We start from the raw sequence: 25881 nt of genomic DNA, 5'->3' as shown, positions 1-25881 counted from the left end.
GCACAAGGTGTCATTTCCACTCCCACCCTATCCCGAGCACACCGCGCGGCACGTCCCTCGCGGTCAGGTGGGCCATGCGGCCGGGGGCGAGCACCAGGTCGGCGCCGGGTTCCACCGGGCCGTCGTCGTGTTGGGACAGTGCGAAGCAGCGCACCGGCAGGCGCGGCTCGGTGAAGCGGACGCTCGCCACGTAACTGCCCACCGGGTAGCGGAACGCGCGGCGGTAGTCCACGGCCTCCGTGCCGTCCTCCACGGTGAACGCGTACTCCAGCAGGTGCGTCTGGCCGGCGCGCAGGGCGTGGTCGAGCAGCAGTTCCACCGCGATCACCGGGGCGCGCGGGTGCCGTCGGACCCGGCCCAGGCGGCAGTTCTGCACCGCCTCCGGCGCGATCGCGTCCGGGTCGGTGCCCGGGTCCGCGCAGTACACCGCCAGGTGCCGGTCCGGGTGGCCGTCGACGGCCAGCAGCACCTGCCGGGTGTGCACGCGCCGGATCGTCCCGCACCCGTCGACGGACACCGCGTCGTCCTGGCACCACAGCCGCAGGTTGCCGTCCGACGGCCCGACCAGCGCGTCCACCGTCTCCGCCAGCGATTGCGCGGGTTGCAACATGCTGCCGTACCGGCCGGTCGCCCGCCGTCGCGCCGCCCACCGGCCACGCGGGCGGGGCGGACCCAGCAGCGACTCCAGCGAGTGCCTCGGCAGCCCCAGGATGGCTTCGATGGCCTGCACGGCCCGCAGCGAGTCGGCCCGCTCGGGACGGCTGCGCCCCAGCCGCCAGTAGCTCAGCGTGGCCAGGCTGACGTGGATGCCGCGCCGCGCGAGGCGGTCCCGCAGGCGTTCCAGGGTCAGCCCGCTGCGCTCGATCGCCGCGCGCAGCGCCTCGTGGAACGGGCCGGTGCGCAGCAGCACGTCGACGTCGGGTCCGACGGACACGGCGTGCCCCCTCGACTGTGGAAGAAAACAGTCTAGGAGCCCGGTTCCGCCCGGCATGACCGACGAACGACGGTAGCCGTTCACAGTTTTGGCGCGAGTTCCACAGTAAGGCGCCGCGGGCTCCGGGTGGTCTTGACCACTCGGCGGAGGCGGGGGTGTCATCGGGCGCGCGGCGGTCCTCCCTGCACCGGGCCGCCGGTTCCCTGCAAGTGTCCTGGAGGGCACATGTCCTTTACCCTGCGGCGATTCCTCGCTCTCGGGGCGTCGCTGGTCGCCGGCGCGGCGGTGCTGGTCGGGCCGCCGACCGCCACCGCGCAGCCGGACCTGGCGACGACCGTCCGCTCCGCCGTGCTCGCGAAGCACGGTGCCGCGCTGCAAGAGCAGTGGGGCACCCGGTCGCTGCGCGAGCCGCTGTTCGAACCAACCCGGGTGTCCGGTGACTGGGTGTTCGGCAGCACCACCGTCCCCCTGGCGTACGGGCAGGAACACGGGGCTCCGCTGATGGCCCTGTTCCTGGCGCGGCGCGACCGCGGCTCCTGGAAGGTCGAGTTCGACGGCACTCCCGGGTTCGCTTCGATGGCGCAGGACGCACCCGTCCTCAGCGCCGGCGAGAAAGAGACGTTCCGCAACAACGCCTCCGGCGTCCAGACCCTCGCCGACACCGGCCTCGGCCTGCCGTGGCCGCAGGGCGTGGCGTGGTGGATGGGCGGCGGTCCGCACGGCAACAGCGGCAGCAGCCGGCCGTTCAGTTCCATCGACTTCAACGGCGGCGACGGGCGTGTGCTGTCCGCCGGTGCCGGGCGCGTCTACAAGAGCTGCATCGCGGGTCGTAGTGCGCTCGTGAAAGTCGTGCACGACAACGGTTACAGCACCACGTACTACCATATGTACGACCTGACCACCTTGGCCGACGGCAGTGCCGTGCGCACCGGGACGTACCTCGGGCACATCGGCAACGAACTGCCGTGTGGCGGTTCCAGCACCGGTGCGCACGTGCACTTCTCGCTGTTGAAGGGCAACACGCACATCAGCGTGCACGGGATGATCATCGGCGGCTGGACGTTCTACGAGGGCTCCCAGGCCTACGGCGGCTACGCGCAACGCGGCAGCACCCGCGTGAACGTCGGCGGCAAGGTCACCAACTACGGCGCCGGGACTACCTTGCCGACCGGCACCGTGAACGGCGGCTCGAACAGCTCGGTGAACCTGCGCTCCGGCCCCGGCCTCAGCTACGACACCGTGGGCACGGTCGCGAGCGGCACCGTCGTGTCGATCGCGTGCACCGCGCGCGGTGAGACGGTGCGGGGCGTGTGGGGTCCGACCGACCTGTGGAACCGCCTCCAGGACGGCAAGTGGATCAGCGACGGGTTCGTGGACACGGGCTCCAACGACCCGGTGGCGCCCGCTTGCTGAACCGGGGCCGTGGGCGGGCTCCGGCCTGCACCGAACCCGCCCACGGCCCTGCCGGGTTCGACCAGCGAGAACATGCTCCGATCGTACGGAGGACGGTATTTGGACTACAGTCCGGTTGTGCCCGAGACGGACCACGAACTGCACGTCCTGCGCGGCTCACGGCCGAAGGAGCGGGCTGATGCCGCGCGGAACCGGGTGGCGGTGTTGGAGGCTGCCGCCGGGTTGTTCCGGGAGCACGGGGTGGAGGCCGTGTCGATGGACGCCATCGCTACCGCGGCCGGGGTGGGCAAGGGCACGCTGTTCCGCCGGTTCGGGGACAAGGCCGGGCTGGCCGCCGCGTTGCTGGACGAGCAGGAACGCGCCCTCCAGGAGGCGGTGCTGACCGGTCCGCCGCCGCTGGGACCCGGGGCCGACGCCCGTGCCCGGGTGAGGGCGTTCGTCGCGGCCTACCTCGACTACCTGCTGCCCCACCTGGCCCTGGTCCGCATGTCGGAGACGGCCTCACCGGCCGCTCGCTACCGGATCGGCGCCTACCGCTTCTGGCACCGCCACCTCGCCCTGCTGCTGACCGGCCCCGACCCGGACGCCGACGCGCACACCCTGCTGGCCGCCCTGTCCGCCGAGCACGTGCACGCGGTCCTGCCCGATCTGGGCCCGGACCGCGTGCGCCGCGCCGCCCTGCGCCTCGCCGACGCCCTCAGCTGAGCGCCCGAGGGAACCGGCGCACCACCACGAGCACCGGGACCAGCAGAAGCAGGACACTCCACGGGAACGACGTCGGGCCGGCCGCGTCGAGCAGCACACCACCCACCACACCGCCGCCGGCCATAGCCACGTTCCACAAGGTCACCAGCATGGCCTGCGCGGTGTCGGCCGCCGGACCGCCGGCGTGCGCGACGGCGGTCTGGAGCAAAGTCGGCACGCCACCCCATCCCAAGCCCCACAACGCAACCGCGACGAACACCGCCCCTGGGCTCTCGAACAGCAACCCCGCGGCACCGACGGCCACCAGCAAGGTCGCCACCACCGTCAAGGCCCGTAGCCGCCGGTCGATAGACACGCCCACCAGCCAGATGCTCACGATCGACGCCACCCCGAACACCAGCAGCACGACGTCCACCGAACCGCCCATCCCCACCGCACCCAGGAACGTGGCGATGTAGGTGTAGAGGATGTTGTGCCCCAACACGAAAGCCGCCGTCACGACCAGCACCGCCACCACCCCGGGCATCCGCAGCGCCGCCACCACCTGCCGCCGACCCGCCGCCTCACCGGGGAAGTCGGGCACGGCCACCACGATCCACCCGACCAGCACCACGGCGATCCCGGTCATCACCCAGAACGCCACCCGCCAGCCCACGGCCTGCCCGAGGAACGTCCCCGCCGGAACACCCAGCGACAGCGCCAGCGGGATGCCGGCCATCACCACCGCGATCGCCTTGCCCGCCAACTCGACCGGGGCCACCCGACGGGCGTAACCGGCCAGCAGCGCCCACACCACGCCCGCCGCCACACCGGCCACGAACCGCGCCACCAACGTCACCGCGTAGACCGACGAGACCGCCGTCACCGTGTTGGCCACCGCGAACCCGACCACGGCCACCAACAACAACCGCCTGCGCCGCCACGACGCCGTCGCCGCCACCAGCGGGATGGCCGTGATCGCCGTCCCGATCGCGTACACGGTCACCAGTTGACCCGTCGCCGACTCGCCCACGCCCAGGTCCGCGCTCATCGCGGGCAGGACGCCGGCGGGCAGCGCCTCGGTCAGGACGGTCACGAACGCCGCCGTGGTCAGGGCGAGCAGCGCCCCCAGCGGCAGCCTCACCGATGTCATCACCATGACCCGTATGCTCAAACCCTCACACAGGTGTGAAGGTCAAAGTGAGGGGGAGCACATGCGCATCGGCGAGCTGGCGGAGCGAACGGGGACGTCCCGCCGCCTCCTGCGCTACTACGAGGAACGCGGCCTGATCGTGTCCACCCGCTGCGCCAACGGCTACCGCGCCTACGACGAGCGCCTGGTGGACCGCGTCCTCCAGATCCGAGGCCTGCTCGACGCGGGCCTGCCGACCCGGATCATCAAGCAGATCCTGCCCTGCCTGGACAAGCCGCGCGCCATCTACTTCCCCGACGCCACACCGGAAATGCTCGCGACCCTGGAACGGGAACGCGACCGCATGACCGCGCGGGTGGCGTGCCTGACCCGCAACCGCGACGCGATCTCCGAGTACCTGGACGCGGTCAAGGAGTACAACGGTCGGCGATAGTTGGGGCATAACGGTTTCCGCACCGGCGGGACACCGGACGACGGGTTCCGCCGGTGCGGGCGCGATCACTGGGCGGGGCGCAGCTCGCGGCCGGAGGCGGTGAGGTGCTCCCACGTCCGGCCGCGCTGGCTGGGCGGCGCGGAGCCGTCCGCGTTGCGCAGCGGGTACACCAGCCCGAAGGGCACGGGCTGGTCGAACTCGTCACCGCTGCGGATGTCGATCAGATCCCGGACATGCGCCATCACGACCTCCTCGCGGGGTGGGGTGGCGGCCCCGGGAGGGGGGCCGAGTGGGTGGATGTCTGTCACTTACCCGTTTCCGCGGGATGACAAGCGGGTTTCCGTTGCTGCATCAGGGTGAAGTCGGATTCCCTGCGCGATCACCGTGCCGCAGCACCGAACACAGGTCGGTCAGCGCACGCCCCAGCGGCAGGTCCACCCGGACCGACGCGTGCACGTCACCGCGCGTGCGACCCTGGTTGACGATCACCACCGTCTTCCCCGCCTTCGCCGCGTGCCGCACGAACCGCAGCCCGGACATGACCGTCAGCGAAGACCCCAGCACCACAAGGGACCGGGCCGCGTCCACCAGCCGGAAGCACTCGTCCACGCGCGGCTTGGGCACGTTCTCGCCGAAGAACACCACGTCCGGCTTGAGCACCCCGCCGCAGTCCGCGCACGGCACGACCCGGAAGTCGCGCACGTCCTCCGCCGACAGCTCCACGTCCCCGTCGGGGTTGATGCGCGTGGCGGTGGCCCGGAAGTCGGGGTTGGCCTCGCGCAGCCGGCGGTCGAGGTCCTCGCGGGGCGTGGTGCGGCGGCAGTCCAGGCACAGCACGCGGTCGAGGTTGCCGTGCAGCTCGACGGCGTCCCGCGTGCCCGCCGCGTGGTGCAGGCCGTCGACGTTCTGCGTGATGACACCAGAGACGAAGCCCGCTTCGCGCAACGCGTGGACGGCGTGGTGGCCGTCGTTGGGGCGGGCGCGGGCGATGGTGCGCCAGCCGAGGTGGCTGCGCGCCCAGTACCGGCGGCGGCCGTCGACGCTGCCGACGAACTCGTCGTAGGTCATCGGCGTGTGCCGGCGCAGGCTGCCGGTCGCGCCCCGGTAGTCCGGGATCCCCGACTCGGTGGACAACCCGGCGCCGCTGAGCACCACCGCACCACCCCGCGCGACCACCGGGACGACCTCGTCCAGGCTGGTGGCGCGCGGCAGGGGCGCGGCGGTGTCGGTCCAGCTCAACGTGGGGCGCGTGCGCACGCGCTCCAGCTTACGTCGGCTCGGGGCGCAGCCGGCCGGTTCACCCGGCACGGCCCTCGGCTAGAACTTGACCGTCGCGCAGCCCAGGCGCGGCCCGGCCGTGCCCGCCTTCCCGGGTTCGGTGGCCGTCTTCTGCGCGTGGATCACGACGGAGCCCGCGCGGCGGTCGGTGAACTGCCAGGGCACGGTTGTCGTGATCACCGCGTGGCCGCGGTCGTCGGTGGTGAAGTCCAGCCAGATCTCGTTGGTGGGGTTGGCGTAGGTCGGGTCCACCGAGGGCTGGTTCGGGTCCACCACGTGCTGGTGGTGCGCGCCGGCGTCGGTCGGGGACGGCCCGCACGGCTTCTCGTGCGCGTGCGAGCCGTAGGTGCGGTTGGGCACCAGCCCGTAGACGCTCAGCAGCACCTTCGTGCTGTCCCGTCGCGGCGTGGCGACCACGAGCACCTTGGCGCCCGGCGCGATGAGCGCGGTGTCGTAGGTGAACGCTTTCGTGGCCACGTCCGGGGTCGCGAACCGCGCGACGGTCACCGCGACGCCGTTGCCGCCGCCGGTGTCCTCGGGGGCCGCGGTCGCGGTGCCGGCGGTGACGACGAGCGCCGCGCCGACAAGGGTGAGGAGACGCTTCACGCGAATGCCTTTCCGAATGGTCGGCGGCCGGTTGTCTGCCTGCACCGCGACGCTAGCACGGTGATCTACCACGAATTGGTGAACGAATGCGAAAAACACCCGGCTCACCCGTTTTGGTACCACCACCGGGTGCCGTCGGCCGTGTCCTCGATCGCGATTCCGCGGTCGCGCAGGCCGTCCCGGATCTTGTCCGCCTCGGCGAACCTCCGGGCCGCCCGCAGCTCCCGCCGCCGGGCCAGTTCGGCCGCCACGTAGGCGTCCTCGCCGGCCGGCTGCTCCAGGTCGAAGGCGTCGAACAGGCCGTCCACCTCGCGCAGCAGCGCCAGCGCGGCCGGGCCCGGTGGCTCGCCGGTCCGGTTCTGCTCGCGGACGTACTCGAACAGCGCGGCCATCGCGCCGGGCGTGTCCAGGTCGTCCTCCAGGTGGGCGAAGAACCGCTCCCGCGTCCGCTCGACCAGTTCCAGCGCCGCCGCCGACTCGACGTGCCGCGGGTCCACCAGCCGCGCGAAGTTCTCCACCCGCCGCCGGGCCGCGCGGGCGTGCGCCAGGGTGACGTCGTTGAACTCCATCGACGACCGGTAGTGCTGGCTGAGGAACGCGTACCGGAGGGTGCGGAAGTCGGCCAGCTCCAGCGCCTGCCGGATGGTCAGGAAGTTGCCCGCGCTCTTGGCCATCTTCGCGCCGTCCACGCGCAGCAGCCCGGCGTGCAGCCAGTGCCGCACCAGCGGGACCTTGCCCGACGCCGCCTCCTGCTGGGCGATCTCGGCCTCGTGGTGCGGGAAGATCAGGTCCACCGCGCCGCCGTGCAGGTCGTACTGCGGCCCGAACACGGCCTCGGTGATCGCGGTGTCCTCGATGTGCCAGCCGGGCCGGCCGGGGCCAAGCGGCGTGTCCCAGTACGGCTCGCCGGGCTTGCGCGCCTTCCACAGCGCGAAGTCGCCCGGGTTGCGCTTGCCGGCGTGCTCGTCGATGCGGGCGACGGAGTCCTCCGCCTCGACGTGCGTGCGGCCGGACAGCTTGCCGTAGTCGGGGAAGGTGGACAGGTCGAAGTACCAGCCGTCGTCGAGCCGGTAGGCGTGGCCGCGGTCGATCAGCGCCTGCACCTGGGCGACGATGTCGTCGATGTGGTCGTGGGCGCGCTCGTAGGTGTCGACGGACGTGTTGCGCAGCGCCGCCATGTCCTCCAGGTAGCGCGCCTCGAACCGGGCCGACAGCTCGCGCGGCAGGACGCCCAGCTCGGCCGCCCGCTTGATGATCTTGTCGTCCACGTCGGTGATGTTCTGCGCATACGTGACGTCGAAGCCGCGGTTCTTGAGGAAACGCGCGACGAAGTCGAAATGCGTGTAGGTCTTGGCGTGGCCGATGTGGCTGTAGTCGTAGACGGTCGGGCCGCAGACGAACATCCGGACCACGCCGGGCGTCATCGGCTCGAACGGTTCTTTGCTCTTGGTGAGCGTGTTGAAAAGGCGAACGGACACCGCAAGTTCTCCCTCGGGTGTTTGGAATCGGTGTTTAAGAATTCACCGACGCCCGACACTCGGCCACGACACGGCGCACCGCATCGTCGGAAGAACCGAAGATGACCCACACAAGAACGGAGTGTAGCAGCAACCACGCTCCGTGATCACCCTCCGTCGAACCCGACTTCCGGCCGTGCCCGGCCCACCGACGCCTGCGGCAACGTCACCGGGACCCGAGTGAGGAGGACTCGTGCGAAGACTCTTAACCACCGCCGCGACGCTCGCCCTGCTGACCGCAGGACTGGCGCCCGCGGCCCACGCCGCCCCCGAGACCACCGCCGAACAGCCGCCGCAGGTCACCGACGAGCTGCCGCACCCGTTGGAGGACAAGCGGCGGGCGTTGAAGCAAGAAGCGCTGGCCAAGGTGCTGACCGGCGAGGCCACCGCGGTGCAGCGCGACGGCAGCAAGGTCGTGAAGCTGGGCGGCAAGAACGGCAAGGTCGACCAGTACGTCGAGCTGGAGCGCCAGAAGACCGACAAGGTCTTCGTCGTGCTCGCCGAGTTCGGCGACGAGCGCCACCCGCAGTACCCCGACCAGGACACCGCGCCCGCCACCCCCGGCCCGAAGCGGTTCGACGGCCCGGCGCACAACGCGATCCCCGAGCCCGACCGCGCGGTGGACAACACCACCATCTGGCACCCGGACTTCAGCCGCGCCTACTTCGAGGACCTGTACTTCGCCACCGCGCCCGGCGCGAACTCGGTGGCCACCTACTTCGACAAGCAGTCCTCCGGCCGCTACACCGTCGAGGGCACGGTCACCGACTGGGTGAAGGTCCGCTACAACGAGGCCCGCTACGGCCGGTCCAACGGCTACCCGTGCGGCGGCAACGTCTGCAACAACTCCTACGACCTGGTGCGCGACGCCGTCGCCCAGTGGTTCGCCGACCAGAAGGCCGCGGGCCGTTCCACCGAGGACTTCCGCGCCCAGCTGGCCGAGTACGACACCTGGGACCGCTACGACTTCGACGCCGATGGCGAGTTCTCCGAGTCGGACGGCTACCTCGACCACTTCCAGGTCGTGCACGCGGGCGGCGACCAGGCCGACGGCGACCCGTGGCAGGGCGAGGACGCGATCTGGAGCCACCGCGGGTACGCGTTCAAGAACTACAACTCCGGCCCGGGGAGCAACAAGCTCGGCGGCGCGCCCATCGGCGACACGGGCCTGTGGGTCGGCGACTACACGATGCAGCCGGAGAACGGCGGCGTCAGCGTGTTCGCCCACGAGTACGGCCACGACCTGGGCCTGCCCGACCACTACGACACCAGCGGCGGCGGCACCAACGGCGTCAACTGGTGGTCGCTGATGGGCCAGACCCGCGTCGGCGTCGGCAACGAGCCGCCGGGCACCCGCGCCAACGAGCTGTCCGCGTGGGACAAGCTCCAGCTGGGCTGGCTGGACTACGAGGTCGCCGTGGCGGGCCAGGAGCGGGTGTTCGACCTCGGCCCGCACGAGTACAACAGCGAGCGGGCGCAGGGCCTGGTGGTCGTGCTGCCGGACGTGTCCAAGACCTTCGACTACGGCGACCCGTTCGCGGGCTCGAAGATGTGGTGGAGCGACAAGGGCAACGACCTCGACCACTCGATGACCCGGCCGGTGGACCTGACCGGCAAGTCCACCGCCGAACTGACCCTGAAGGCGCGCTTCGACATCGAGGAGGACTTCGACTACCTCTACGTCGAGGCCGCCAACGCCGACGGCAGCTGGACCCAGCTCGACGGCACCGTGGACGGCAAGCCGTTCGTCCGCGACTCGGGCAACGCGCCGTCGATCAGCGGCACGTCGGGTGGCCGTTGGGTCGATGTCCGCGTCCCGCTGACCACGTACGCGGGCCAGAACACCAAGCTGCGCTTCGCCTACCGGACCGATGGCGGCCTTGCGCTGCAAGGGTTCTTCGCCGACGCGATCACGGTGACCGCGGACGGCGCGCCGGTGCTGGAGGACGGCGCCGAGACCGGTTCCGGCTGGACGCTCAAGGGTTTCCGGGCCACGGCGGGCACCGAGACCAAGGCGTTCGACCAGTTCTACATCGCCTCGAACCGGACCTACGAGTCCTACGGCGCCTACAACCGCACCGGCCCGTACCGCTACAGCTTCCCGGACAAGCCGGACTGGGTGGAGCACTTCCCCTACCAGGACGGCCTGCTGGTGTCGCTCTGGGACACCAGCTTCCTGGACAACAACACCAGCGAGCACCCCGGTGAGGGCCTGATCCTGCCGATCGACGCCAACCCCGCGCCGATCTACCACCTCGAAGGCCGGCCTTGGTCGCCGACCGTGGGCGGTTACGACGCGCCGTTCGGGTTGCAGAAGTCGGACTCGTTCACGCTGCACATCAACGGCAAGGCGTCCTATGTGCGCGGTCAGCCGGCGCGGCCGGTGTTCGACGACACCAAGCAGTTCTGGTACCCGGAGACCCCGACGACCGGCGTCAAGCTGCCCGCGGTCGGCGTCGGTCTACGCGTGTTGACCCAATCCGGCACGTCGATGCGGGTCAAGCTGTTCAGCACCAAGTAGACGGTCGCGGCGCCGGACGTGATCAATTCAGTGTCACGTCCGGCGCCCGTCCGGCGATGTAGACGGACATGGTGAGATCACGCGGCACCGCCGCCGCCCTCGTCGCCTTCCTGTCCCTGACCGGCTGCGCACAACAGCCCGCACCGGCCAGTCCCGCCCAGACCACCACCACCGAGCCGCTGCGGGTCAGCCTGTGCGACGACCCCGGCGACCTGGTGGCGTGGATGCGCGACGAAGGCCTGGCCGTGGACGCCGCCCGCTGCACCGCCGACCCGACCGACCCGCGACCACTGCGGGCCTATGGCAAGTGGGCGTTCCCTCCGGGCGGGCGCGGCACCCCGCACGTGGAATCGGTGGAGATCGCGGTGTTCGCCGACCGCGGCCCGGACGGCGGCAGCGCGTTCGAGGACCTCAAAGCCGCCTACCCGCCGCACGAGCAGCGCACCGTCGCCGGGCACTACGCGAAGGTCGCCACCGGCCGGGGCCGGACCCTGATCGCACTGCCCGAGCTGGCCGAACCGCTGGACATCACCGTCACCACCACGATGACCGGCGCGACGGAGGCCGAGTACGCCCGCATCCGCGCCACGCACCTGGGTGCGTTGGAACAACTCGTGGCGACGCTGGTCCGGTCCTGAATTGCGGTTTTCCGAGTCCTGCGGAAACCCGCGCCGGTCCGGGGCAATAGCTGCTTCCGGTCGGGCGAATTCACCCGGAATCGCCGGCGCGCCGCCCGCCGACCGGGTAGAGGCGCGAACCCGCCGAGTGCGGCGTCGAGCCGTTCGGCGCGACCGGGGTAGCCCAGGAGCGCTCCCGGCACGGCCACCCGGACGTCCGCGTGCGGCGTTCGGCCGAACGCGACCACACCGTTGCGGCTCCCGCGCCCCTCGGCGGCACCGCCGCGGCGCTCGGCGAACAGCGGCGGCGTGGAATATTCTTGCTCCGCGAATCACTTTCCACAATTGGGGCAAGGTCCGCGGGGATACGTACCCAATACAGAACGGACGACCTGACCGAGTGCGCGCGCCATCGCCCAATTCACCCGTTCAGCCGCTTCCCGAATTGGTGCCACGCCGAATACGGTCCTCCCCGGGCCGCCGATCGGGACATCGCGCGGTTCCTCCGGGGGACGGGGGCGTGGGGATTTGTGGGATCTCCTTTTGACGTTTCCGATGCGGAACGCTTCGCACCTTCTCCGGCACAAGGGCACGCAGGCTTCGCGTCAGGCGAGGTCCCCCAGTCCCGCTTGACGCCTGCGGAGGCCGGGGAGTCCGTCCACGGGGCTCCCCGGCCCTTCATCGTCGTCCAGAGCCCGTGATCGCCCTGGGCACGCACGAAAGGCCGAAGTCCACTGTGGAGCAGCCCGGCGGCTAGCGGGCGACGCGGACCTCGTCCGCGCGCACCCGCTTGCGCCGCACGAAGGAGTGGTCGACCGCGCAGCCGGCGAGCAGCGCGCCCGACACCAGGACCAGCGTTTCCCCACCCCGGACTGCGCATGCGCAGACCAGGACGGTCCAAAGCAGCAGCCTCATGACGCAAGGTTAGGGACCTGCGTCACACCCGTCGAAGGATTTGAGAAAAGCTTAGGGTTCGCGTTTCACCGCAGGGCCGCGGTGACCTCCTCGGCCGTCGCCGTCACCGAGAACATCGGGTAGTCGAACTTGATCGCGTTCTCGTGCTCTTCGGCCGAGGTCGCCGCCACGCAGTCGGTCAGGGTGATGACCTTGTAGCCGTTCTCGTAGCCGGTGCGCATGGTCGATTCGACGCAGCAGTTGGTGAGGAACCCACCGAGCACGATGGTGTCGATGCCTTTGCTGCGCAGGATGAAATCGAGGTTGGTGCTGGCGAACGTGTCCAGCCCGCGCTTGCCCTCGACGACGATGTCGCCCTGCTGGGGCGTGAGGTCGTCGACGATCGCCGCGCCCCAGGTGCCCTTCACGAACGCCTTGCCGTCCACGACGCCCTTGAGGATGCCGTAGGGGTGCCGCGAGATCTCGTGGTAGCCCTCGGCGAAGGTGATGGGCGCGTGCATCACGGTGGCTCCGGCCGCGCGGGCCGCCTCCACCAGCGCCACGGTCTTGGGCAGCATGCCCGTGTCCGCCATGACCGGGCTGACGGCGTCGTGCAGGACGCCGCCTTCGCTGGTGAAGTCGTTCTGGTACTCGATGAGCACCACGGCGGTCTTGGCGGGGTCGAGCGTGAGTTCGGTCATCGGGCACTCCCCTGCTTGTCGGCGGCACGGCCGTAGCCGATTCAACGGCCGCCGGCGGGGCGCGGCAATGCAGCGGACGGGTGGCGTCAGACCGTCTCCTCGGAGACCTTCCACAGCCGCGAGGCCGCCTCGGGGTCCAGCGCGTAGGCCGCGACACCGTTCACCAGTCCGCCCTGGTGGGGCAGGGCCTCGTTGGAGTCCTCGAAGTACCGGCCGGTCACGCCCTCGACCAGCGGTGACGCCGCCAGCAGCACCGAGGTCGCCGCGCCCTGCTCGACGGTCTTGACCACGCGGTCGGGCACGGTCGCGATGAGCCGCGCCATCTCCTCGGGGTCGACGTGCCGCTGGAGGTTGGTCGCGATGCTGCCGGGCATGAGGGCGTTGACGGTGATCCCGTCGGCGGCCCACCGCTGCGCCGCCTCGACGGCGAACAGGATGTTGGCGGTCTTGGACTGGCCGTAGGCGGACCACGGCTCGTACGGGCGGTCGTGGAAGTGGATGTCCTCGAACACCACCGGGGACATGAGGTGGGCGCTGGAGCTGACCACGACGACCCGTGCGCCTTCGGCGGCCAGCGCCCGGTGCAGGCCGGTGGTCAGCGTGAAGTGGCCCAGGTGGTTGGTGGCGAACTGGAGTTCCCAGCCTTCCGGCGTGCGGGTCTCCGGGGAGGCCATGACGCCGGCGTTGTCGACCAGGATGTGCAGCGGGCCGTCCCAGTTGGCCGCGAAGGCGGCGGCGGAGGCCTGGTCGGCCAGGTCGAGCGGGGCGACGCGGACCTCCCGGCCGGTGGTGGCCTCGATGTCGGCGGCGGTGCGCCGCCCGGCCTCGACGTTGCGGACGGCGAGGGTGACCTCGGCGCCGGCGGCGGCCAGGGCGCGGGCGGTCTCGACGCCGATGCCGGACGCGCCGCCGGTGACGACGGCGCGCTTCCCGGTCAGGTCGACGCCCGCCACCACCTCGGCGGCGGTGGAGTCGAAGGTGAAGGGCGTGGTGATGCGCTCGGACACGGGTCTGTCTCTCTGTTAGGCTTGAAGCGGAGGTGCCTCCGCTAATTCGACAGTAACCGGAGGTTCCTCCACTTAGCACTGTGACCTGCACCACACCAGGAGTCGCTATGACACGCCCGCTGCGCGCCGATGCCCAGCGCAACCGCGACAAGCTGATCGCGGTGGCCCTGGAGGCGTTCTCCGCCGACGGCGACGTGGCCCTGGAGACGGTGGCCAAGCGGGCCGGAGTCGGCATCGGCACGCTCTACCGCCACTTCCCCACCCGGGAGGCGCTGGTCGAGGCCGTCTACCGCAGCGAGCTGGCGAAGCTGTGCGACTCGGTGCCCGAGCTGCTGGCACAGCTGCCGCCGGAGCGGGCGCTGCGGGCGTGGATGGACAAGTTCGTCGAGTACATGGGCACCAAACGGGGCATGGGCGACGCGCTCAAGGCCGTCATCGCCTCCGGCGGCGACCCGTTCGCGCAGAGCAGGCGGCTGCTGCTGGACGCGGTGACCACCCTGCTGGACGCGGCCGGCGGCCCGCTGCGCGAGCGGGTGCGGCCGATGGACCTGCTGAGCACGCTCGGCGGCGTCGGCCTGGCCGCGATGGAGCCGGCCGACCCCGAACAGGCCGGCCGGATGCTGGACCTGGTGATGGACGGCCTGCGCTACCGGTCCGGCCGCGCCACCAACGACCAGAGGTAGCTCAACGGCTCACCCTCCGGTTCGTCGCGCTCGATGAACTCGGTGAGCAGCTCCAGCAGGCGCGCGTTCAGCTCGGCCTGCGACCCGGGGCCGAGCCTGAGGATCCCGCGCCGCACGTCCCGGCTCGCGTCCGGGCCGGCCTCGATGATCTCGGCGCGGTGCGCGCCCAACATCGCCAGGTCGACCTGCTGCGCCAAGCCCTCACCGTCGTCCACCAAACCGAGCCGCCAGGTGCGTCCGGTCGCACGGTAAGGGCGTTCCAACGCGCCTTTGGCGCCCGTGCGCACCGGTTCGGCGGCCAGGAAACCGGTGCCGACCAGGGCGCGCACGTGCCGCAGGACGGTCGCGGGCGCGACGTCGAGGCGTTCGGCCAGCTCCTGGTTGGTCCACGCGCGGTCGACGCACAGCCGGAGGATGCGCCACCGCAGCGGGTGCGCCAGCGCCTTCAACTCCTCGACCGACGCGGTTCGGGCGGGTGGGTCTGCGGGCACGCGTCGAAGGTTAACGGAAGGGCCCTTGCCGCGCGCGCCAGTGATTTGCTTCACTGCCATCGATTGCACTTTGTGAAATCGGAGGCGTCATGGGGCTGGCGGAACGGGTCGGGGCCTGGGTGCGCGAGCGGGAGCCGGAGCTGGTGGCGGAGCTGGCCGCGTGGATCGCGCAGCCCAGCGTCAGTCGCACCGGCGAGGGCATGTCCGGCGCGGTGGCGCACGGCGTGGAACTGTTGCGCCGCAGCGGGTTGACGCCGGAAGTGGTGGAGACGGGCGGGTGGCCGGCCCTGGTGGGCACCGCGCCGGGACCGCCGGGCGCGCCGCACGTCCTGGTCTACGGCCACTACGACGTCCAGCCCGCCGGGCCGCTGCACGAGTGGGTCACGCCGCCGTTCCAGCCCGACGTCCGCGACGGCCGCATGTACGGGCGCGGCACCGGCGACAACAAGGGCCAACATCTCGCCCAGCTCCTCGGGCTGCGCGCACTGCGGGACCTCGGCGGCCTCCCGTGCCGGGTCACCGTGCTGCTGGACGGCGAGGAGGAGATCGGCAGCCCGAACCTGGCGAAGGCGTTGCGGCAGCTGGAGAAACCGGACCTGGTGGTGTGGAGCGACGGGCCGGTGCACGAGTCGGGGCGGGCGTCGGTCGTCCTCGGCGTGCGCGGTGTGCTGGCCTTCGAGCTGCGAGCGCGAGGCGCGTCGGGCGCACTGCACTCGGGCAACTGGGGCGGGATCGCGCCGAACCCGGCCTGGCGGCTGGTGCACGCGCTGGGCACCATGCGCGCCCCGGACGGCCGGGTGCTGATCGACGGTTTCGCCGACGCCGTGGGCGAACTGAGCCCCGGCGAGCGGTCCGCGCTGGCCGCGCTGCCGGTGGACGTGCCGCAGGTGCTCGCGGAGATCGGCGTGACCGGCATGGAACCGCCCGCCGACCTGGGCTTCTACGAGCGCCTCACCGGCCCCACCTTCACCGTCAACTCGCTGACCTGCGAGGACGCCGGCGAGCACCGAACGGTGATCCCGCACGTGGCGGTCGCGAAGTGCGACATGCGGCTGGTCGGCGGCCAGCGCGCGGCCGACGTGGCCGCCGCGATCCGCGCCCACCTGGACCGGCACGCGCCGGACGTGGAGTTCGTGCCCGGCGCGGCGATGGAGCCGTCCCGGACGCTGCCCGAGACGCCGTGGACCGACGCGGTCCTGCGCGGGGCGCGGGAGGGCCTCGGCGAGGAGCCGCTGCTGGTGCCCGCGCTGGGCGGCAGCCTGCCGATCGCGCCGTTCACCGACGAGCTGGACGTGCCGTGCTACGGCGTGCCGCTGGCCAACGTCGACGAGTGCAACCACGCGCCCAACGAGAACCTGGTGCTGGACTGGTTCCGGCGCGGGATCGTGGCCGCGGCGACGGTGCAGCACGCGATCGCAGAGGTGGCGCGGTGAGCCTGACCGACTTCGAGTGGGTGTCCGGGGCGGAACCCGGGCCGGACGGGCGGATCGCCTACCTCAGCGATGCCACCGGCAAGGTCCAGCCGTTCGTGGACGGGCGGCTGGTGCCCGTGCCGGGGTCGGCGCGGCGGTGCGCATGGCACCCCGACGGCACGAAGTTGCTGGTGCTGACCGATCCCGACGGTGGCGAGGCGCACCGGCTGGCCGAAGTGGACATCGACAGCGGGGAGATCACCTGGTTGGTGGCCGAGGACGGTGTGCGCTGCGAGGTCGGTGTTCCTTATGCCAGTGCCGGGCATCCTTACAGCGCCGATGGAAAGCTGTTGGCGTACGCGAACAACGCACGTAACCCAGAGGTGTTCGACGTGTTCGTGCGTGACGAGCACGGGTCGCGGATGGTGTTGCGCGGCGACGACCGTTACCTGCCGATGGGCTTCTCCCCCGACTCGCGGCTGCTGCTGGTCCTGAAGTTCCACCAGAACGCCGACCACGAACTGTTCGTGGTGGACTTGTCCGAAGACTCCGTCCGACAGATCACGGACTTCGCCGGTCCCGCCAAGTACCTGCCGGTGGCGTGGCTGCCCGACTCGACCGGCATCGTCCTGTGCACCACACAGGGCCGCGACTTCCTCGGTCTGGCCACGCTGTCCCTCGACGGCACGCTGACCTGGCTGCACACGCCGGACGCCGACGTGCCCGGTGCCGCGGTGTCCGGCGCACGGCTGGCGTGGGGCGAGAACGAGCACGGCTGGACCCGCCTGTTCTGGTCCCAGGACGGCGAAGTCCACCCGGTGCGCGGGCTCCCGGACGGGCTCGCGGTCGCCGAATTCGGCTACGACGGCCACGCCCTGCGGTTCACCCCGGACGGCCGCCTGCTGGTCCAGCTGGCCCGCGCGGACGCAGCCACCGAGCTCTACCTGACCGACCTCGACGCCGGCACCGCCGAGCGCATCACCGACTTCGGCGCGGGCCTGCCCGACGACCTCGTCTCCCCCACCGTCGTGCACGCGGTGAGCCGCGACGGCCTGCGCATCCCCTGCCTGCTCTACAAACCGCACAACGCGGTCGCCGCGCCGGTCGTCCTGTCCGTGCACGGCGGCCCGGAGTGGCAGGCCGCCCCGACCTACGACCCGACCGTGCAGACGTTGCTGGCCAACGGGATCGGCGTGCTGGCACCGAACTTCCGGGGCTCATCCGGGTACGGCTTGGCGTTCCAGCGCCTGGTGTACGGGGACTGGGGCGGCGGCGACCTGGAGGACCTGGCCGCTGCCGCCGCGCTGCTCAAGGACGTGGAGTGGGCCGACGAGACCCGCTTGGGCGTGCACGGCGCTTCCTACGGCGGTTTCGCGGCGCTGTCGTGCACCACGCGGCTGCCCGGGACGTTCAAGGCGGCCGTCAGCGAGTGCGGCACCTCGGACCTGCTCACCGACATCCGGGACTGCCCGCCGACGTGGCGCAGGCGCACCAAGGAGTGGATCGGCGACCCGGACGACCCGGCGCAGCGGGCGTCCCTGGTCGAGCGCAGTCCGATCACGCACGCCGAGCAGGTGCAGGCGCCCGTGCTCATGCTGCACGGCGAGAACGACACTCGTGTGAACCCCGAGGAGTCGGAGCGGATGTATGCGCGCTTGAAGGAGCTGGGCAAGCCCGTGCGGCTGGAACTGCACCCCGGCGTGGGTCACGAGGTGCACCGCGAGGGCCTGGCCGACACGGTCGATCTGATCGTCGGGTGGTTCCGTGCGCACTTGTGATCACTCGGACGGCCGAACACCGGTCACCGGACGTGACTGACTTTCACATCAAGAAAATCTGTGTATCCACCGAACGGCGGTCGACACTTGTCTTGTGAAGGCATCGCGCAGGGGGTGCGGTGCCGGAGCCCGGTGATCCCGGGTGAACGGGGGAGACAAGTACATGAAACATCACGGAAGTGACAGCTTCTTCGTGGTCGGCGAGGGCGTGCTGGAGTTCGGTGGAGCTGGGGAGCCCACCGCCCGGCGTCCCCTCACGGTCGAGGAGCTGCGCCGGTTCCGGTTCTCGCGACTGGGACCGGAGGGCGTCCAGCTGGACGAGGCCACGCGTACCGCCCTGGCGACCGCGATGACCGCCGAAGTCCCGCAGCCCGACTCGGAGAACCCCGCCATCCCGGCCGGGTTCACCTACCTGGGCCAGTTCGTCGACCACGACCTGACGATGGACCGCACCGAGTCCCAGCTGGGCGGGGACGTCAACCTGGACGACCTGGTCCAGGGCCGCTCGCCCGCGCTGGACCTGGACTCGGTGTACGGCCGGGGTCCCCTCGACCCCGCCGACCGGGTGTTCTACGCCGACGACAAGGTCAAGCTCAAGGTCGGCAAGACCTCCGCCACCACGTTCCCCGACGAGCGGGTCAACGTGGAGCTGGAGGGTTTCGACCTGCCGCGGGCCGGGTCCGGCGCGACCGGGGCGGAGCGGCGCCGTCCGCTGATCCCGGACCAGCGCAACGACGAGAACCTGGTGATCGCCCAGACCCACCTGGCGTTCATCCGGTTCCACAACCGGGTCGTGGACGAGCTGGCGCTGACCGGCCTGAGCGGGCAGCGGCTGTTCCGCCTGGCCCGCGCCCAGGTCGTGCGGCACTACCAGTGGATGCTGCGCACCGACCACCTGCCGCGGCTCATGGACCCGGCGATCGTGGACGACGTGTTCACCAACGGCCGCCGCTTCTTCGAGGCGCCCGGCCGGGGCTACCGCGGCGCGACGCAGCCGCCGACCATGCCGCTGGAGTTCTCGGTGGCGGCCTACCGGCTCGGGCACAGCATGATCCGGGACGCGTACGAGTGGAACCGGGTGTTCAACAAGAACGGCGGCGGCCTGGGCGGGGAAGCGACGCTGGCGCTGCTGTTCACCTTCACCGGCACCAGCGGCAACTTCCAGCCGGGCACCGACCTCGACGACCCGACGGTCGCCGGGGTGGACACGCTGCCCACCAACTGGATCGCGGACTTCCGCAGGCTGTTCGACTTCACCGAGGCGGGCCGGCCGGACCTGGCGGCGCCACCCAACGGCGGCAACGTCACCAAGAAGATCGACACGCAGCTGGTGAACCCGCTGACGAAGCTGCCGGCGGGCACGTTCGACGGGCGGGGCACGCAGTTCCCGCCGATCCACCGCAACCTGGCGTTCCGCAACCTCACGCGGGCCTTGATGGTCAAGCTCGCGACCGGTCAGCAGATCGCCGAGCTGTTCGGGGTGCAGCCGCTGACGCCCGAGCAGATCCTCAACGGCAACGGCGGTGTCACGCTGGACTCGTTGACCGAGGAGCAGAAGGCCGCGGTGGTGGCGAACACGCCGCTGTGGTTCTACATCCTGCGCGAGGCCGAGTTCGGCAACGGCCTGCTGGGACCGGTCGGCGGCCGGATCGTCGCGGAGGTGTTCCACCGGGCGATGGAGGGCTCGCGGACCTCGATCGTGCGGGAGCCGTCGTGGCGGCCGGTGTTCGGGCCGGACTCGAACACCTTCCGGATGACCGACCTGCTCCTGTTCGCCTTCGAGGGCAAGGCGGACCTGCTCAACCCGCTGGGTGACTGACGTGTCCGCGACCCGGGACTTCGACCTCGAACGGGTCGAAGCGGCCCCACCCCGGCGGTGGGACCGGATCGAGGGTCTCCTCGGGCAGGTCGCGCCGACCGCGTTGCGGGTGTCGATCGGGTTGCTGTTCGTCTGGTTCGGCCTGCTGAAGGTGGTCGGGCGGTCGCCGGTGGCCGATCTCGTGCACGCCACCCTGCCCTGGGTGTCGCGCGACGTCCTGCTGCCGACCCTCGGGGCAGTGGAAGTCGTGCTGGGCATCGCGCTGCTGGTCGGCAAACCGCGCCGGACCACCCTCGTGGTGACCGCGGCGCACTTGGCGGGCACGTTCCTGGTGTTCGCGCAGGCGCCATCGCTGGCGTGGTCGGACGGCAACCCGTTGCTGCTGACCGCGACCGGTGAGTTCGTGCTGAAGAACCTGGTGCTGGTGTGCGCGGTGCTGCTCCTGCTGGGGCTGCGCCGCCGGAGCTAGCCGCGGGTGGCCCGCCGGTGCCCCACGCCGGCGGGCCGCCTCGCGCTGCCGCCTGGCGGCTTCAGCCGGGGAACGGCCACGGGTTGGGTGTGCACGTCTTGCCGTCGGCGGGCACCGCACCCCCGGTCAGGCGCGCGATTTCGTCGTTGGACGTGCCGAAGGTCTGTTGGAGCATCACCGGAGCCGGTGCGCCTTGTGCGGGACAAGGGCTGTGTCCGAGTCCCAACGCGTGTCCGACCTCGTGGTTGACGACGTACCGCCGGTAGCCGGCCAGGTCGCCGTCGTACACGACCGCGCCGCGCACCCACCGTGCCGCGCTGAGCACCACGATCCCTCCGTTGCGGCAGGACACGTCCACGGGTATCTCGAACCCGCACAGCGCCCGTGCGGTGGTCGGTCCGGTCAGCCTGATCCGGATCGCGGGCGACCCGGTGTCGACCCGGCGGAAGGCGACGTCGCCGCCGCCCACCCAACCGCGCGGGTCGGCCAGGATCTCCTGCACCACCAGCCCGAACGCGGATCCGTCCACGTCCAGGCCTTCCTCGACCTCCACGGTGTAGGTGCGGGGCGTGCCCGTGCCGACCGGGTTCGACGTGCCCGGCACGACCTGCCAGACACCCGTACCGGAATCGGGCACCGGTGGCCCGTCGGGCAGGTCGGCGGTGGACGCGTAGACGCGCTTCGCGGTGGTCGGGGTCGTGGTCGGGGTCGCCGGTGCCGGTGCCGGACGGGCCTGCGCCGTGGACGGGGTGGCGGGGGCGGGTTCGTCCGGGGTGGACGGCCGCGTGCTCGACATCGCGAACAACGCACCCAGGACCGCGGCCAGCCCCATCCGCCACGCGCTGCGGGTCGACATGCTCCCGACCCTGGCCGCCGGGTGTGAAGAACCTGTTGTCGTCCCGCTTGCTTCCCGTGACGCTGATCCATACTGCGGTCGTGTGCGCCCACATCCTCGTCGCGGAGGACAACCGGAACCAGGCGGAACTCGTCCGCCGCTACCTGGAGCACGACGGCCACTCGGTGGCGGTCGTGCACGACGGCCGCGCGGCGATCGACGCGGCCCGGCGCGGCCGGCCGGACCTGGTGCTGCTGGACGTGATGATGCCGGTGGTGGACGGGATGGACGTGCTGCGCGTCCTGCGGGCCGAGTCGGACGTGCCGATCGTGCTGGTGACCGCGCGGTCGCTGGAGGACGACGTGCTGCTCGGGTTCGACCTGGGCGCCGACGACTACATCGTGAAACCGTTGCGGCCCAGGCAGATGCTCGCGCGGGTGCGCACGATCCTGCGCCGGGCGGGCCGGTCGGCGTCGGCGAAGGCGCTGACCGTCGGCGAGCTGACCGTGGACGCCGAGCGGCACGAGGTCACGCTGGCCGGCACGCCGGTGGTGTGCACGCCGGCCGAGTTCCGGCTGCTGGCCACGCTCGCCGCGCACCCCTACCGCGTGTTCACCCGGGCGCAACTGCTGGAGGCCTCCCACGGGATCGACGGCTTCATCACCGAGCGGACCGTGGACGTGCACGTCATGAAGCTGCGCCGCAAGGTCGAGCACGACCCGCGCCGCCCGCGCCGGCTGCTGACCGTGTACGGCGTCGGCTACAAGCTCGTCGACCCGGCCGCCGCGTGATGGCGCACAGCCTGTTCGCCCGGTTCTTCGCGCTGTGCACCGCCATCGCGGCCGTGTCGATCGCGGTGACGGCGTGGCTGGCCAGCCAGGCCACGACCGGCAGCATCCGCCAGGAGCAGGGCGAGGCGCTGGCCACCGACGCCACCCTCTACGACCGGCTGCTCGGCTACGCCGCCGACCACCGCGACTGGTCCGGCGTGGCCGACACCGCGCACGCGCTGGCCGCCGAGTCCGGCCGGCGGATCGCCCTGACCAGCCGGGACGGCGTGACCCTGGTGGACACCGGCGGTCCGGCCGCGCCACCGCTCCCGGTGCGCCCCAAGGCGATCGTGGACCCGCTGAACGTGGACCAGGTGCTCAAGCCCGACGCCCCTGCCGACGCGGTGGACCCGCGCGCGATCGGCCCGTTCCGGCTCGCCCCCGACGAGGCGGACCGGTTGCGGCACCTGGCCGACCAGATCGCGGACTGCACGGGCGCGGAGGTCGTGCTGGAGCCCGGTGGCCGGCCGGTGCTCGACCCTCCCGTCGAGCCGAGCGCGAGGTACGCGGAGGACTGCATGGCCCACAGCTCGAAGGTGCTGACCGCGCCCACCGAGACCGAGCAGGCCGCCGCCCGCGAACTGCGCTCGCTCCTGGTCGACTGCCTGCACCGGGTCCGCCCCGACGCCCGCGTCGACGAACGCTGGACCGAGCCCGCCGTCTTGCGCTGGTGGCTGCGCCCGCCCCCGCCGGGGACCGCGTCCGAGGTGGCGCGGTGCCTGGCCGGTGCCCGCCGAGCCCAGCTGGCCCCGCACGTGGCCCCTCCCGCCCTGCTGTTCCTCACCTCCCCCACCGGCGGCGAGCGGCCCGCGGTGGACCTGTCGTCGGCGGGTGCCACCAGGGTCGCGCTGACCGGTTCCGCGGTGCTGGCGCTGGCCGGTTTCGCCAGTTGGTTGGTGGCGTCCCGCCTGGTCCGCCCGATCCGGGCGGTCACCGCGGCGGCGGGGCGCATGGGCGCCGGCGACCGTTCGGCCCGGGTCGACGGACCTTCCCGGGGTGAGCTGGGCGCACTGGCCGACGCCTTCAACACCATGTCCGACCGCTTGGCCGACGCCGAACGCCAACGGCAGGCGCTGGTCAGCGATGTCGCCCACGAGCTGCGCACCCCGCTGGCGACCGTGACCGGGTGGCTGGAGGCCGTGCAGGACGGCGTGGCCGAGGTGGACCCGCAACTGCTGGCCGTGCTGCTGTCGGAATCGCACGTGCTGCGCACCCTGGTGGACGACCTGCACGACCTGGCCCAAGCCGACGCGGGAGCGCTCCGCCTGCACCCGGAGCCGTTGGACGCCGCCGAGATCATCGAGCAGGCGGTCACGGCCCACCAGGTCGACGACGTCTCGCTCGCCGCGCGGACGACGGGTCCGCTGGAGCTGACCGCGGACCCGGTCCGGCTCCGCCAGGCCGTCCGCAACCTGGTCACCAACGCCCTGCGCCACACCCCGCCTGGCGGCGCGGTCACCGTCACCGGGACCCGCTCGGGCACGGACGTCGTGATCGAGGTCGCGGACACCGGCATCGGCATCGCCCCGGCCGACCTGCCCCGGGTGTTCGACCGCTTCTGGCGCGCGGACAAGTCGCGCAGCCGCGCGACCGGCGGCAGCGGCCTGGGGCTGGCGATCACGAAGTACCTGGTGGAGGCGCACGGCGGCACCGTGGAAGTCGAAAGCACGCCCGGCCGGGGCAGCACCTTCCGCCTGCGCCTGCCCACCGGGGACTAGACGCGGGCCGGCTCCCGTTCGCTCAACGCCCGCCCGGTGGTGATCAGGTCCGTGGCCACCCGGTCCACCGCCTCGGTGAATTCCGGGTCGTCGCACCGCCAGTCCACCAGCTTGTCGTGCAGCCACGACCGCCACGCCCCCACCAACCGGGTGAACGCCTCCGTCCCCTCCGCGCTGAGCCGGTAGCGGCCGGAGTCCTCGACCACCAGTCCCTTGGTCATCAGCTGCCGGGCGGTGGGCTCGAAGATCCCTGCCGGGACCTTCGTGTCGCGTGCCAGCCGCTCCAGCGAGGCGTCCCCCTCGTGGACGCTCTGCCGGAACACCTTCACCAGCAGCCAGGCCTGCGCATGGCTCAGCGGCAGGCCGCCCCGGGCCAGGACCTCCGGGGTGGGGTCGCGGTCCTCCTTGCTGACGATGAGCGCGACCAGCTTCTCCAACTCCTGGCTCGACCCCGTCGACTGCGGTACGGCGAAGCTCTCCCCCATACCGTGGTTGCCGGACGCGGCCACGCGGGCCGTGTCCCGCAAAGGCACCTCACGCAGGAACAACGCGACCAGGAACGCCACCGCGGCGACCGGTGCGGCGGCCAGGAACACCCCTTGGAGGGTGTCCGCGTAAGCAGCGGTGATCGGGGCTTTCACCGCATCGGGCAAGGCGTGCAACGCCTGCACGTTGCTCGCCGCGCGCGGATCCACACCCGGCGGTATGGCAGCGGCGAGGTGTTCGGGCAAACGACTCGCATAAATGGTCCCGAACACCGCCACGCCGAACGAACTGCCCATAGTCCTCAGGAACGTCACACCCGAAGTGGCGACCCCGAGGTCTACGTAACTGCTGGTGCTCTGCACGACCACCACGGGCACCGGCATGCACATGCCCACGCCCAACCCCAAAACCAGCATGTACGTCGAGGCCTGCCAGAACGCCGTATCGGTGTCCAATAGGGACAACAAGAGCATTCCGCACACCATCAAGACGCTGCCCACGATGGGAAACACCCTGTACCGGCCGGTCTTGCCGATGACGTTGCCGGTGGTGATGGAGGCGATCAGGATGCCGATCACCAACGGCAGCATCTCCAGCCCGGACTGCGTGGCCGACGCCCCGTGCACGTACTGGAGGTAGGTCGGCAGGAAGGTCACCCCGCCGAGCATCGCGAACCCCACCACGAAACTCAGCACGCTGCACACCGTGAACACCCGGTCGCGGAACAACCGCATCGGCAGCATCGGCTCCGCAGCCCGCCGCTCGGCCCACACGAACAGCACCAGCGCCACCACCGACCCGGCGGCCATCCACAGGATGGTCGGCGACGCCCACTCGTACTCCACGCCACCCCAACTGGTGACCAGCGTCAACCCGGTCGCGGCCAGCGCGATCAGCAGGATGCCCAGGTAGTCGATGCGCGGTTTCCCGCCCGCGCGCGCCCCCGGCAACGCAAGCGCCCCCACCACCAGCACTAGGACGCCCAGCGGCAGGTTGACGTAGAACGCCCACCGCCAGCTCAGGTGGTCCACGAACAACCCGCCCAGCAGCGGACCCACCACAGTGGACACGCCGAACAGGGCGCCGATCAGGCCCTGGTACTTGCCGCGCTCGGACAACGGCACCACGTCGGCGATCACGGCCGAGGACGTCACCAGCAACCCGCCCGCGCCCAAGCCCTGGATCGCCCGCGACACGATCAGCCACGTCATCGAGTTCGACCAGCCGCACAGGAACGACCCGATCATGAACAGGGCGACGCTGGCCAGGAACGCGGGCTTGCGGCCGAACAGGTCCCCGAACTTGCCGATCAGCGCGGTCATGATCGTCTCGGCCAGCAGGTAGGCGGTGACCACCCAGGACAGGTGCCCCGCTCCCCCGAGGTCGCTGACGATGGTGGGCAACGCGGTGGCCACGATCGTCTGGTCCAGCGCCGCCAGCAGCATCCCCAGCATGATCACGGCGACGGTGGCGTTGCGCGCCCGCCGCCCGACCTCGACCCGTTCGACCACGGCGACCTCCCAAGCGGACCATAGGGCCGGCTCCCGGACCCCGCGACTCGCGCGCCTGCCCGAAACCGGGCACGCCGTTTGGCCGGGTGGT

At 71.4% G+C, this 25881-nt stretch carries 24 protein-coding genes; 12 read left to right on the top strand and 12 right to left on the bottom strand.

Annotation, left to right across the window (positions count from 1 at the left end; translation table 11 throughout):
- Nucleotides 1–10: 10 nt before the first annotated feature.
- Nucleotides 11–934 (bottom strand): helix-turn-helix domain-containing protein, encoded by a 924-nt coding sequence (locus WBN91_RS02040; RefSeq protein WP_337722851.1) that lies wholly within the window; start codon nt 932–934, stop codon nt 11–13.
- Nucleotides 935–1159: 225 nt separating this feature from the next.
- On the opposite strand from WBN91_RS02040, the gene WBN91_RS02035 reads away from it, so the two are divergent.
- Both WBN91_RS02035 and WBN91_RS02030 read left to right on the top strand, forming a co-directional pair.
- Entirely contained in the window at nt 1160–2347 is a 1188-nt protein-coding gene (locus WBN91_RS02035) for a peptidoglycan DD-metalloendopeptidase family protein (protein WP_337722850.1), read from the top strand.
- A gap of 117 nt (nt 2348–2464) precedes the next feature.
- Nucleotides 2465–3052: a TetR/AcrR family transcriptional regulator gene (locus tag WBN91_RS02030; protein WP_443217639.1), complete on the top strand. Its 588-nt coding sequence runs from the start codon at nt 2465–2467 to the stop codon at nt 3050–3052.
- Here the strand turns inward: WBN91_RS02030 and WBN91_RS02025 are convergent.
- A complete protein-coding gene (locus tag WBN91_RS02025; RefSeq protein ID WP_337722922.1) occupies nt 3045–4184 on the bottom strand; it encodes an MFS transporter in 1140 nt (379 codons plus the stop codon). The genes WBN91_RS02030 and WBN91_RS02025 overlap by 8 nt on opposite strands.
- Before the next feature lie 61 nt (nt 4185–4245).
- Between WBN91_RS02025 and WBN91_RS02020 the strand changes: the two genes are divergently transcribed.
- A complete protein-coding gene (locus tag WBN91_RS02020) occupies nt 4246–4617 on the top strand; it encodes a MerR family transcriptional regulator (protein ID WP_337722849.1) in 372 nt (123 codons plus the stop codon).
- A gap of 65 nt (nt 4618–4682) precedes the next feature.
- Here WBN91_RS02020 and WBN91_RS02015 read toward each other — a convergent pair whose 3' ends face one another.
- The 4 genes from WBN91_RS02015 to cysS all read right to left on the bottom strand — a co-directional run bounded on the left by WBN91_RS02015 (nt 4683) and on the right by cysS (nt 7979).
- Nucleotides 4683–4859 (bottom strand): hypothetical protein, encoded by a 177-nt coding sequence (locus WBN91_RS02015; RefSeq protein ID WP_337722848.1) that lies wholly within the window; start codon nt 4857–4859, stop codon nt 4683–4685.
- Between the two features lie 109 nt (nt 4860–4968).
- Nucleotides 4969–5874, bottom strand: coding sequence for an NAD-dependent protein deacetylase (locus WBN91_RS02010; protein WP_337722847.1), 906 nt, complete (start codon nt 5872–5874; stop codon nt 4969–4971).
- 60 nt (nt 5875–5934) lie between these two features.
- Nucleotides 5935–6501 (bottom strand): superoxide dismutase, encoded by a 567-nt coding sequence (locus WBN91_RS02005; RefSeq protein WP_337722846.1) that lies wholly within the window; start codon nt 6499–6501, stop codon nt 5935–5937.
- A 104-nt stretch (nt 6502–6605) separates the two neighbouring features.
- The gene (gene cysS / locus WBN91_RS02000; protein WP_337722845.1) at nt 6606–7979 is read right to left on the bottom strand and encodes a cysteine--tRNA ligase; all 1374 of its coding nucleotides are present in this window, start codon (nt 7977–7979) and stop codon (nt 6606–6608) included.
- Between the two features lie 232 nt (nt 7980–8211).
- On the opposite strand from cysS, the gene WBN91_RS01995 reads away from it, so the two are divergent.
- Both WBN91_RS01995 and WBN91_RS01990 read left to right on the top strand, forming a co-directional pair.
- Entirely contained in the window at nt 8212–10539 is a 2328-nt protein-coding gene (locus WBN91_RS01995) for an immune inhibitor A domain-containing protein (protein WP_337722844.1), read from the top strand.
- 68 nt (nt 10540–10607) lie between these two features.
- Entirely contained in the window at nt 10608–11177 is a 570-nt protein-coding gene (locus tag WBN91_RS01990; RefSeq protein WP_337722843.1) for a hypothetical protein, read from the top strand.
- A 732-nt stretch (nt 11178–11909) separates the two neighbouring features.
- Here WBN91_RS01990 and WBN91_RS01985 read toward each other — a convergent pair.
- The 3 genes from WBN91_RS01985 to WBN91_RS01975 form a co-directional block, all read right to left on the bottom strand.
- Nucleotides 11910–12071 (bottom strand): hypothetical protein, encoded by a 162-nt coding sequence (locus tag WBN91_RS01985; protein WP_337722842.1) that lies wholly within the window; start codon nt 12069–12071, stop codon nt 11910–11912.
- Between the two features lie 65 nt (nt 12072–12136).
- Nucleotides 12137–12751 (bottom strand): cysteine hydrolase, encoded by a 615-nt coding sequence (locus WBN91_RS01980; protein WP_337722841.1) that lies wholly within the window; start codon nt 12749–12751, stop codon nt 12137–12139.
- Nucleotides 12752–12837: 86 nt separating this feature from the next.
- Nucleotides 12838–13758 (bottom strand): SDR family NAD(P)-dependent oxidoreductase, encoded by a 921-nt coding sequence (locus tag WBN91_RS01975; RefSeq protein ID WP_337722840.1) that lies wholly within the window; start codon nt 13756–13758, stop codon nt 12838–12840.
- A 107-nt stretch (nt 13759–13865) separates the two neighbouring features.
- Here WBN91_RS01975 and WBN91_RS01970 point away from each other — a divergent pair, with 107 nt between their 5' ends.
- Nucleotides 13866–14441, top strand: coding sequence for a TetR/AcrR family transcriptional regulator (locus WBN91_RS01970; protein WP_337722839.1), 576 nt, complete (start codon nt 13866–13868; stop codon nt 14439–14441).
- On the opposite strand, the gene WBN91_RS01965 is transcribed toward WBN91_RS01970, so the two are convergent.
- Nucleotides 14405–14932 carry an ArsR/SmtB family transcription factor gene (locus tag WBN91_RS01965; protein ID WP_337722838.1) on the bottom strand — a complete coding sequence of 176 codons (528 nt, stop codon included), beginning with the start codon at nt 14930–14932 and terminating at the stop codon, nt 14405–14407. The two genes, WBN91_RS01970 and WBN91_RS01965, sit on opposite strands and share 37 nt — an antisense overlap.
- Before the next feature lie 89 nt (nt 14933–15021).
- Here WBN91_RS01965 and WBN91_RS01960 point away from each other — a divergent pair, with 89 nt between their 5' ends.
- The 4 genes from WBN91_RS01960 to WBN91_RS01945 all read left to right on the top strand — a co-directional run bounded on the left by WBN91_RS01960 (nt 15022) and on the right by WBN91_RS01945 (nt 20410).
- Nucleotides 15022–16365 (top strand): M20/M25/M40 family metallo-hydrolase, encoded by a 1344-nt coding sequence (locus WBN91_RS01960; RefSeq protein WP_337722837.1) that lies wholly within the window; start codon nt 15022–15024, stop codon nt 16363–16365.
- Complete coding sequence (locus tag WBN91_RS01955; protein ID WP_337722836.1) at nt 16362–18122, top strand: S9 family peptidase; 1761 nt, start codon at nt 16362–16364, stop codon at nt 18120–18122. The genes WBN91_RS01960 and WBN91_RS01955 overlap by 4 nt, the downstream gene beginning before the upstream one ends.
- Before the next feature lie 163 nt (nt 18123–18285).
- Nucleotides 18286–19941, top strand: a complete 1656-nt coding sequence (locus WBN91_RS01950; RefSeq protein ID WP_337722835.1) for a peroxidase family protein — start codon at nt 18286–18288, stop codon at nt 19939–19941.
- A 1-nt stretch (nt 19942) separates the two neighbouring features.
- Nucleotides 19943–20410: a DoxX family protein gene (locus WBN91_RS01945; RefSeq protein WP_337722834.1), complete on the top strand. Its 468-nt coding sequence runs from the start codon at nt 19943–19945 to the stop codon at nt 20408–20410.
- Nucleotides 20411–20471: 61 nt separating this feature from the next.
- Here the strand turns inward: WBN91_RS01945 and WBN91_RS01940 are convergent, their stop codons facing one another.
- The gene (locus tag WBN91_RS01940) at nt 20472–21266 is read right to left on the bottom strand and encodes a DUF3152 domain-containing protein (protein WP_337722833.1); all 795 of its coding nucleotides are present in this window, start codon (nt 21264–21266) and stop codon (nt 20472–20474) included.
- A gap of 80 nt (nt 21267–21346) precedes the next feature.
- On the opposite strand from WBN91_RS01940, the gene WBN91_RS01935 reads away from it, so the two are divergent.
- Together WBN91_RS01935 and WBN91_RS01930 are read left to right on the top strand one after the other, a co-directional pair.
- Nucleotides 21347–22036: a response regulator transcription factor gene (locus WBN91_RS01935; RefSeq protein WP_337722832.1), complete on the top strand. Its 690-nt coding sequence runs from the start codon at nt 21347–21349 to the stop codon at nt 22034–22036.
- Nucleotides 22036–23793: a sensor histidine kinase gene (locus WBN91_RS01930; protein ID WP_337722921.1), complete on the top strand. Its 1758-nt coding sequence runs from the start codon at nt 22036–22038 to the stop codon at nt 23791–23793. Before WBN91_RS01935 ends, WBN91_RS01930 begins: the two co-directional genes overlap by 1 nt.
- On the opposite strand, the gene WBN91_RS01925 is transcribed toward WBN91_RS01930, so the two are convergent.
- The gene (locus WBN91_RS01925) at nt 23790–25733 is read right to left on the bottom strand and encodes an MDR family MFS transporter (RefSeq protein WP_443217645.1); all 1944 of its coding nucleotides are present in this window, start codon (nt 25731–25733) and stop codon (nt 23790–23792) included. The genes WBN91_RS01930 and WBN91_RS01925 overlap by 4 nt on opposite strands.
- Between the last annotated feature and the right edge of the window lie 148 nt (nt 25734–25881).

Origin of the sequence: Saccharothrix sp. CCNWYY140, assembly GCF_037401995.1 — a bacterium.
Lineage (GTDB): Bacteria > Actinomycetota > Actinomycetes > Mycobacteriales > Pseudonocardiaceae > Actinosynnema.
Note: the sequence above shows the minus strand (reverse complement) of the source record. Positions and strands in the feature narration are given on the sequence as shown.

What these genes read in the sequence shown, in the direction of transcription:
- WBN91_RS02020 (WP_337722849.1), top strand. Translation starts at nt 4,246, where the DNA reads ATGCGCATCGGCGAGCTGGCGGAGCGAACGGGGACGTCCCGCCGCCTC.
- WBN91_RS01990 (WP_337722843.1), top strand. Translation starts at nt 10,608, where the DNA reads ATGGTGAGATCACGCGGCACCGCCGCCGCCCTCGTCGCCTTCCTGTCC.
- WBN91_RS01930 (WP_337722921.1), top strand. Translation starts at nt 22,036, where the DNA reads ATGGCGCACAGCCTGTTCGCCCGGTTCTTCGCGCTGTGCACCGCCATC.
- WBN91_RS01950 (WP_337722835.1), top strand. Translation starts at nt 18,286, where the DNA reads ATGAAACATCACGGAAGTGACAGCTTCTTCGTGGTCGGCGAGGGCGTG.
- WBN91_RS02025 (WP_337722922.1), bottom strand. Translation starts at nt 4,184, where the DNA reads ATGACATCGGTGAGGCTGCCGCTGGGGGCGCTGCTCGCCCTGACCACG.
- WBN91_RS01940 (WP_337722833.1), bottom strand. Translation starts at nt 21,266, where the DNA reads ATGTCGACCCGCAGCGCGTGGCGGATGGGGCTGGCCGCGGTCCTGGGT.
- WBN91_RS02015 (WP_337722848.1), bottom strand. Translation starts at nt 4,859, where the DNA reads ATGGCGCATGTCCGGGATCTGATCGACATCCGCAGCGGTGACGAGTTC.
- WBN91_RS02035 (WP_337722850.1), top strand. Translation starts at nt 1,160, where the DNA reads ATGTCCTTTACCCTGCGGCGATTCCTCGCTCTCGGGGCGTCGCTGGTC.
- WBN91_RS01980 (WP_337722841.1), bottom strand. Translation starts at nt 12,751, where the DNA reads ATGACCGAACTCACGCTCGACCCCGCCAAGACCGCCGTGGTGCTCATC.
- WBN91_RS01960 (WP_337722837.1), top strand. Translation starts at nt 15,022, where the DNA reads ATGGGGCTGGCGGAACGGGTCGGGGCCTGGGTGCGCGAGCGGGAGCCG.
- WBN91_RS01925 (WP_443217645.1), bottom strand. Translation starts at nt 25,733, where the DNA reads ATGCTGGGGATGCTGCTGGCGGCGCTGGACCAGACGATCGTGGCCACC.
- WBN91_RS01970 (WP_337722839.1), top strand. Translation starts at nt 13,866, where the DNA reads ATGACACGCCCGCTGCGCGCCGATGCCCAGCGCAACCGCGACAAGCTG.
- WBN91_RS01985 (WP_337722842.1), bottom strand. Translation starts at nt 12,071, where the DNA reads ATGAGGCTGCTGCTTTGGACCGTCCTGGTCTGCGCATGCGCAGTCCGG.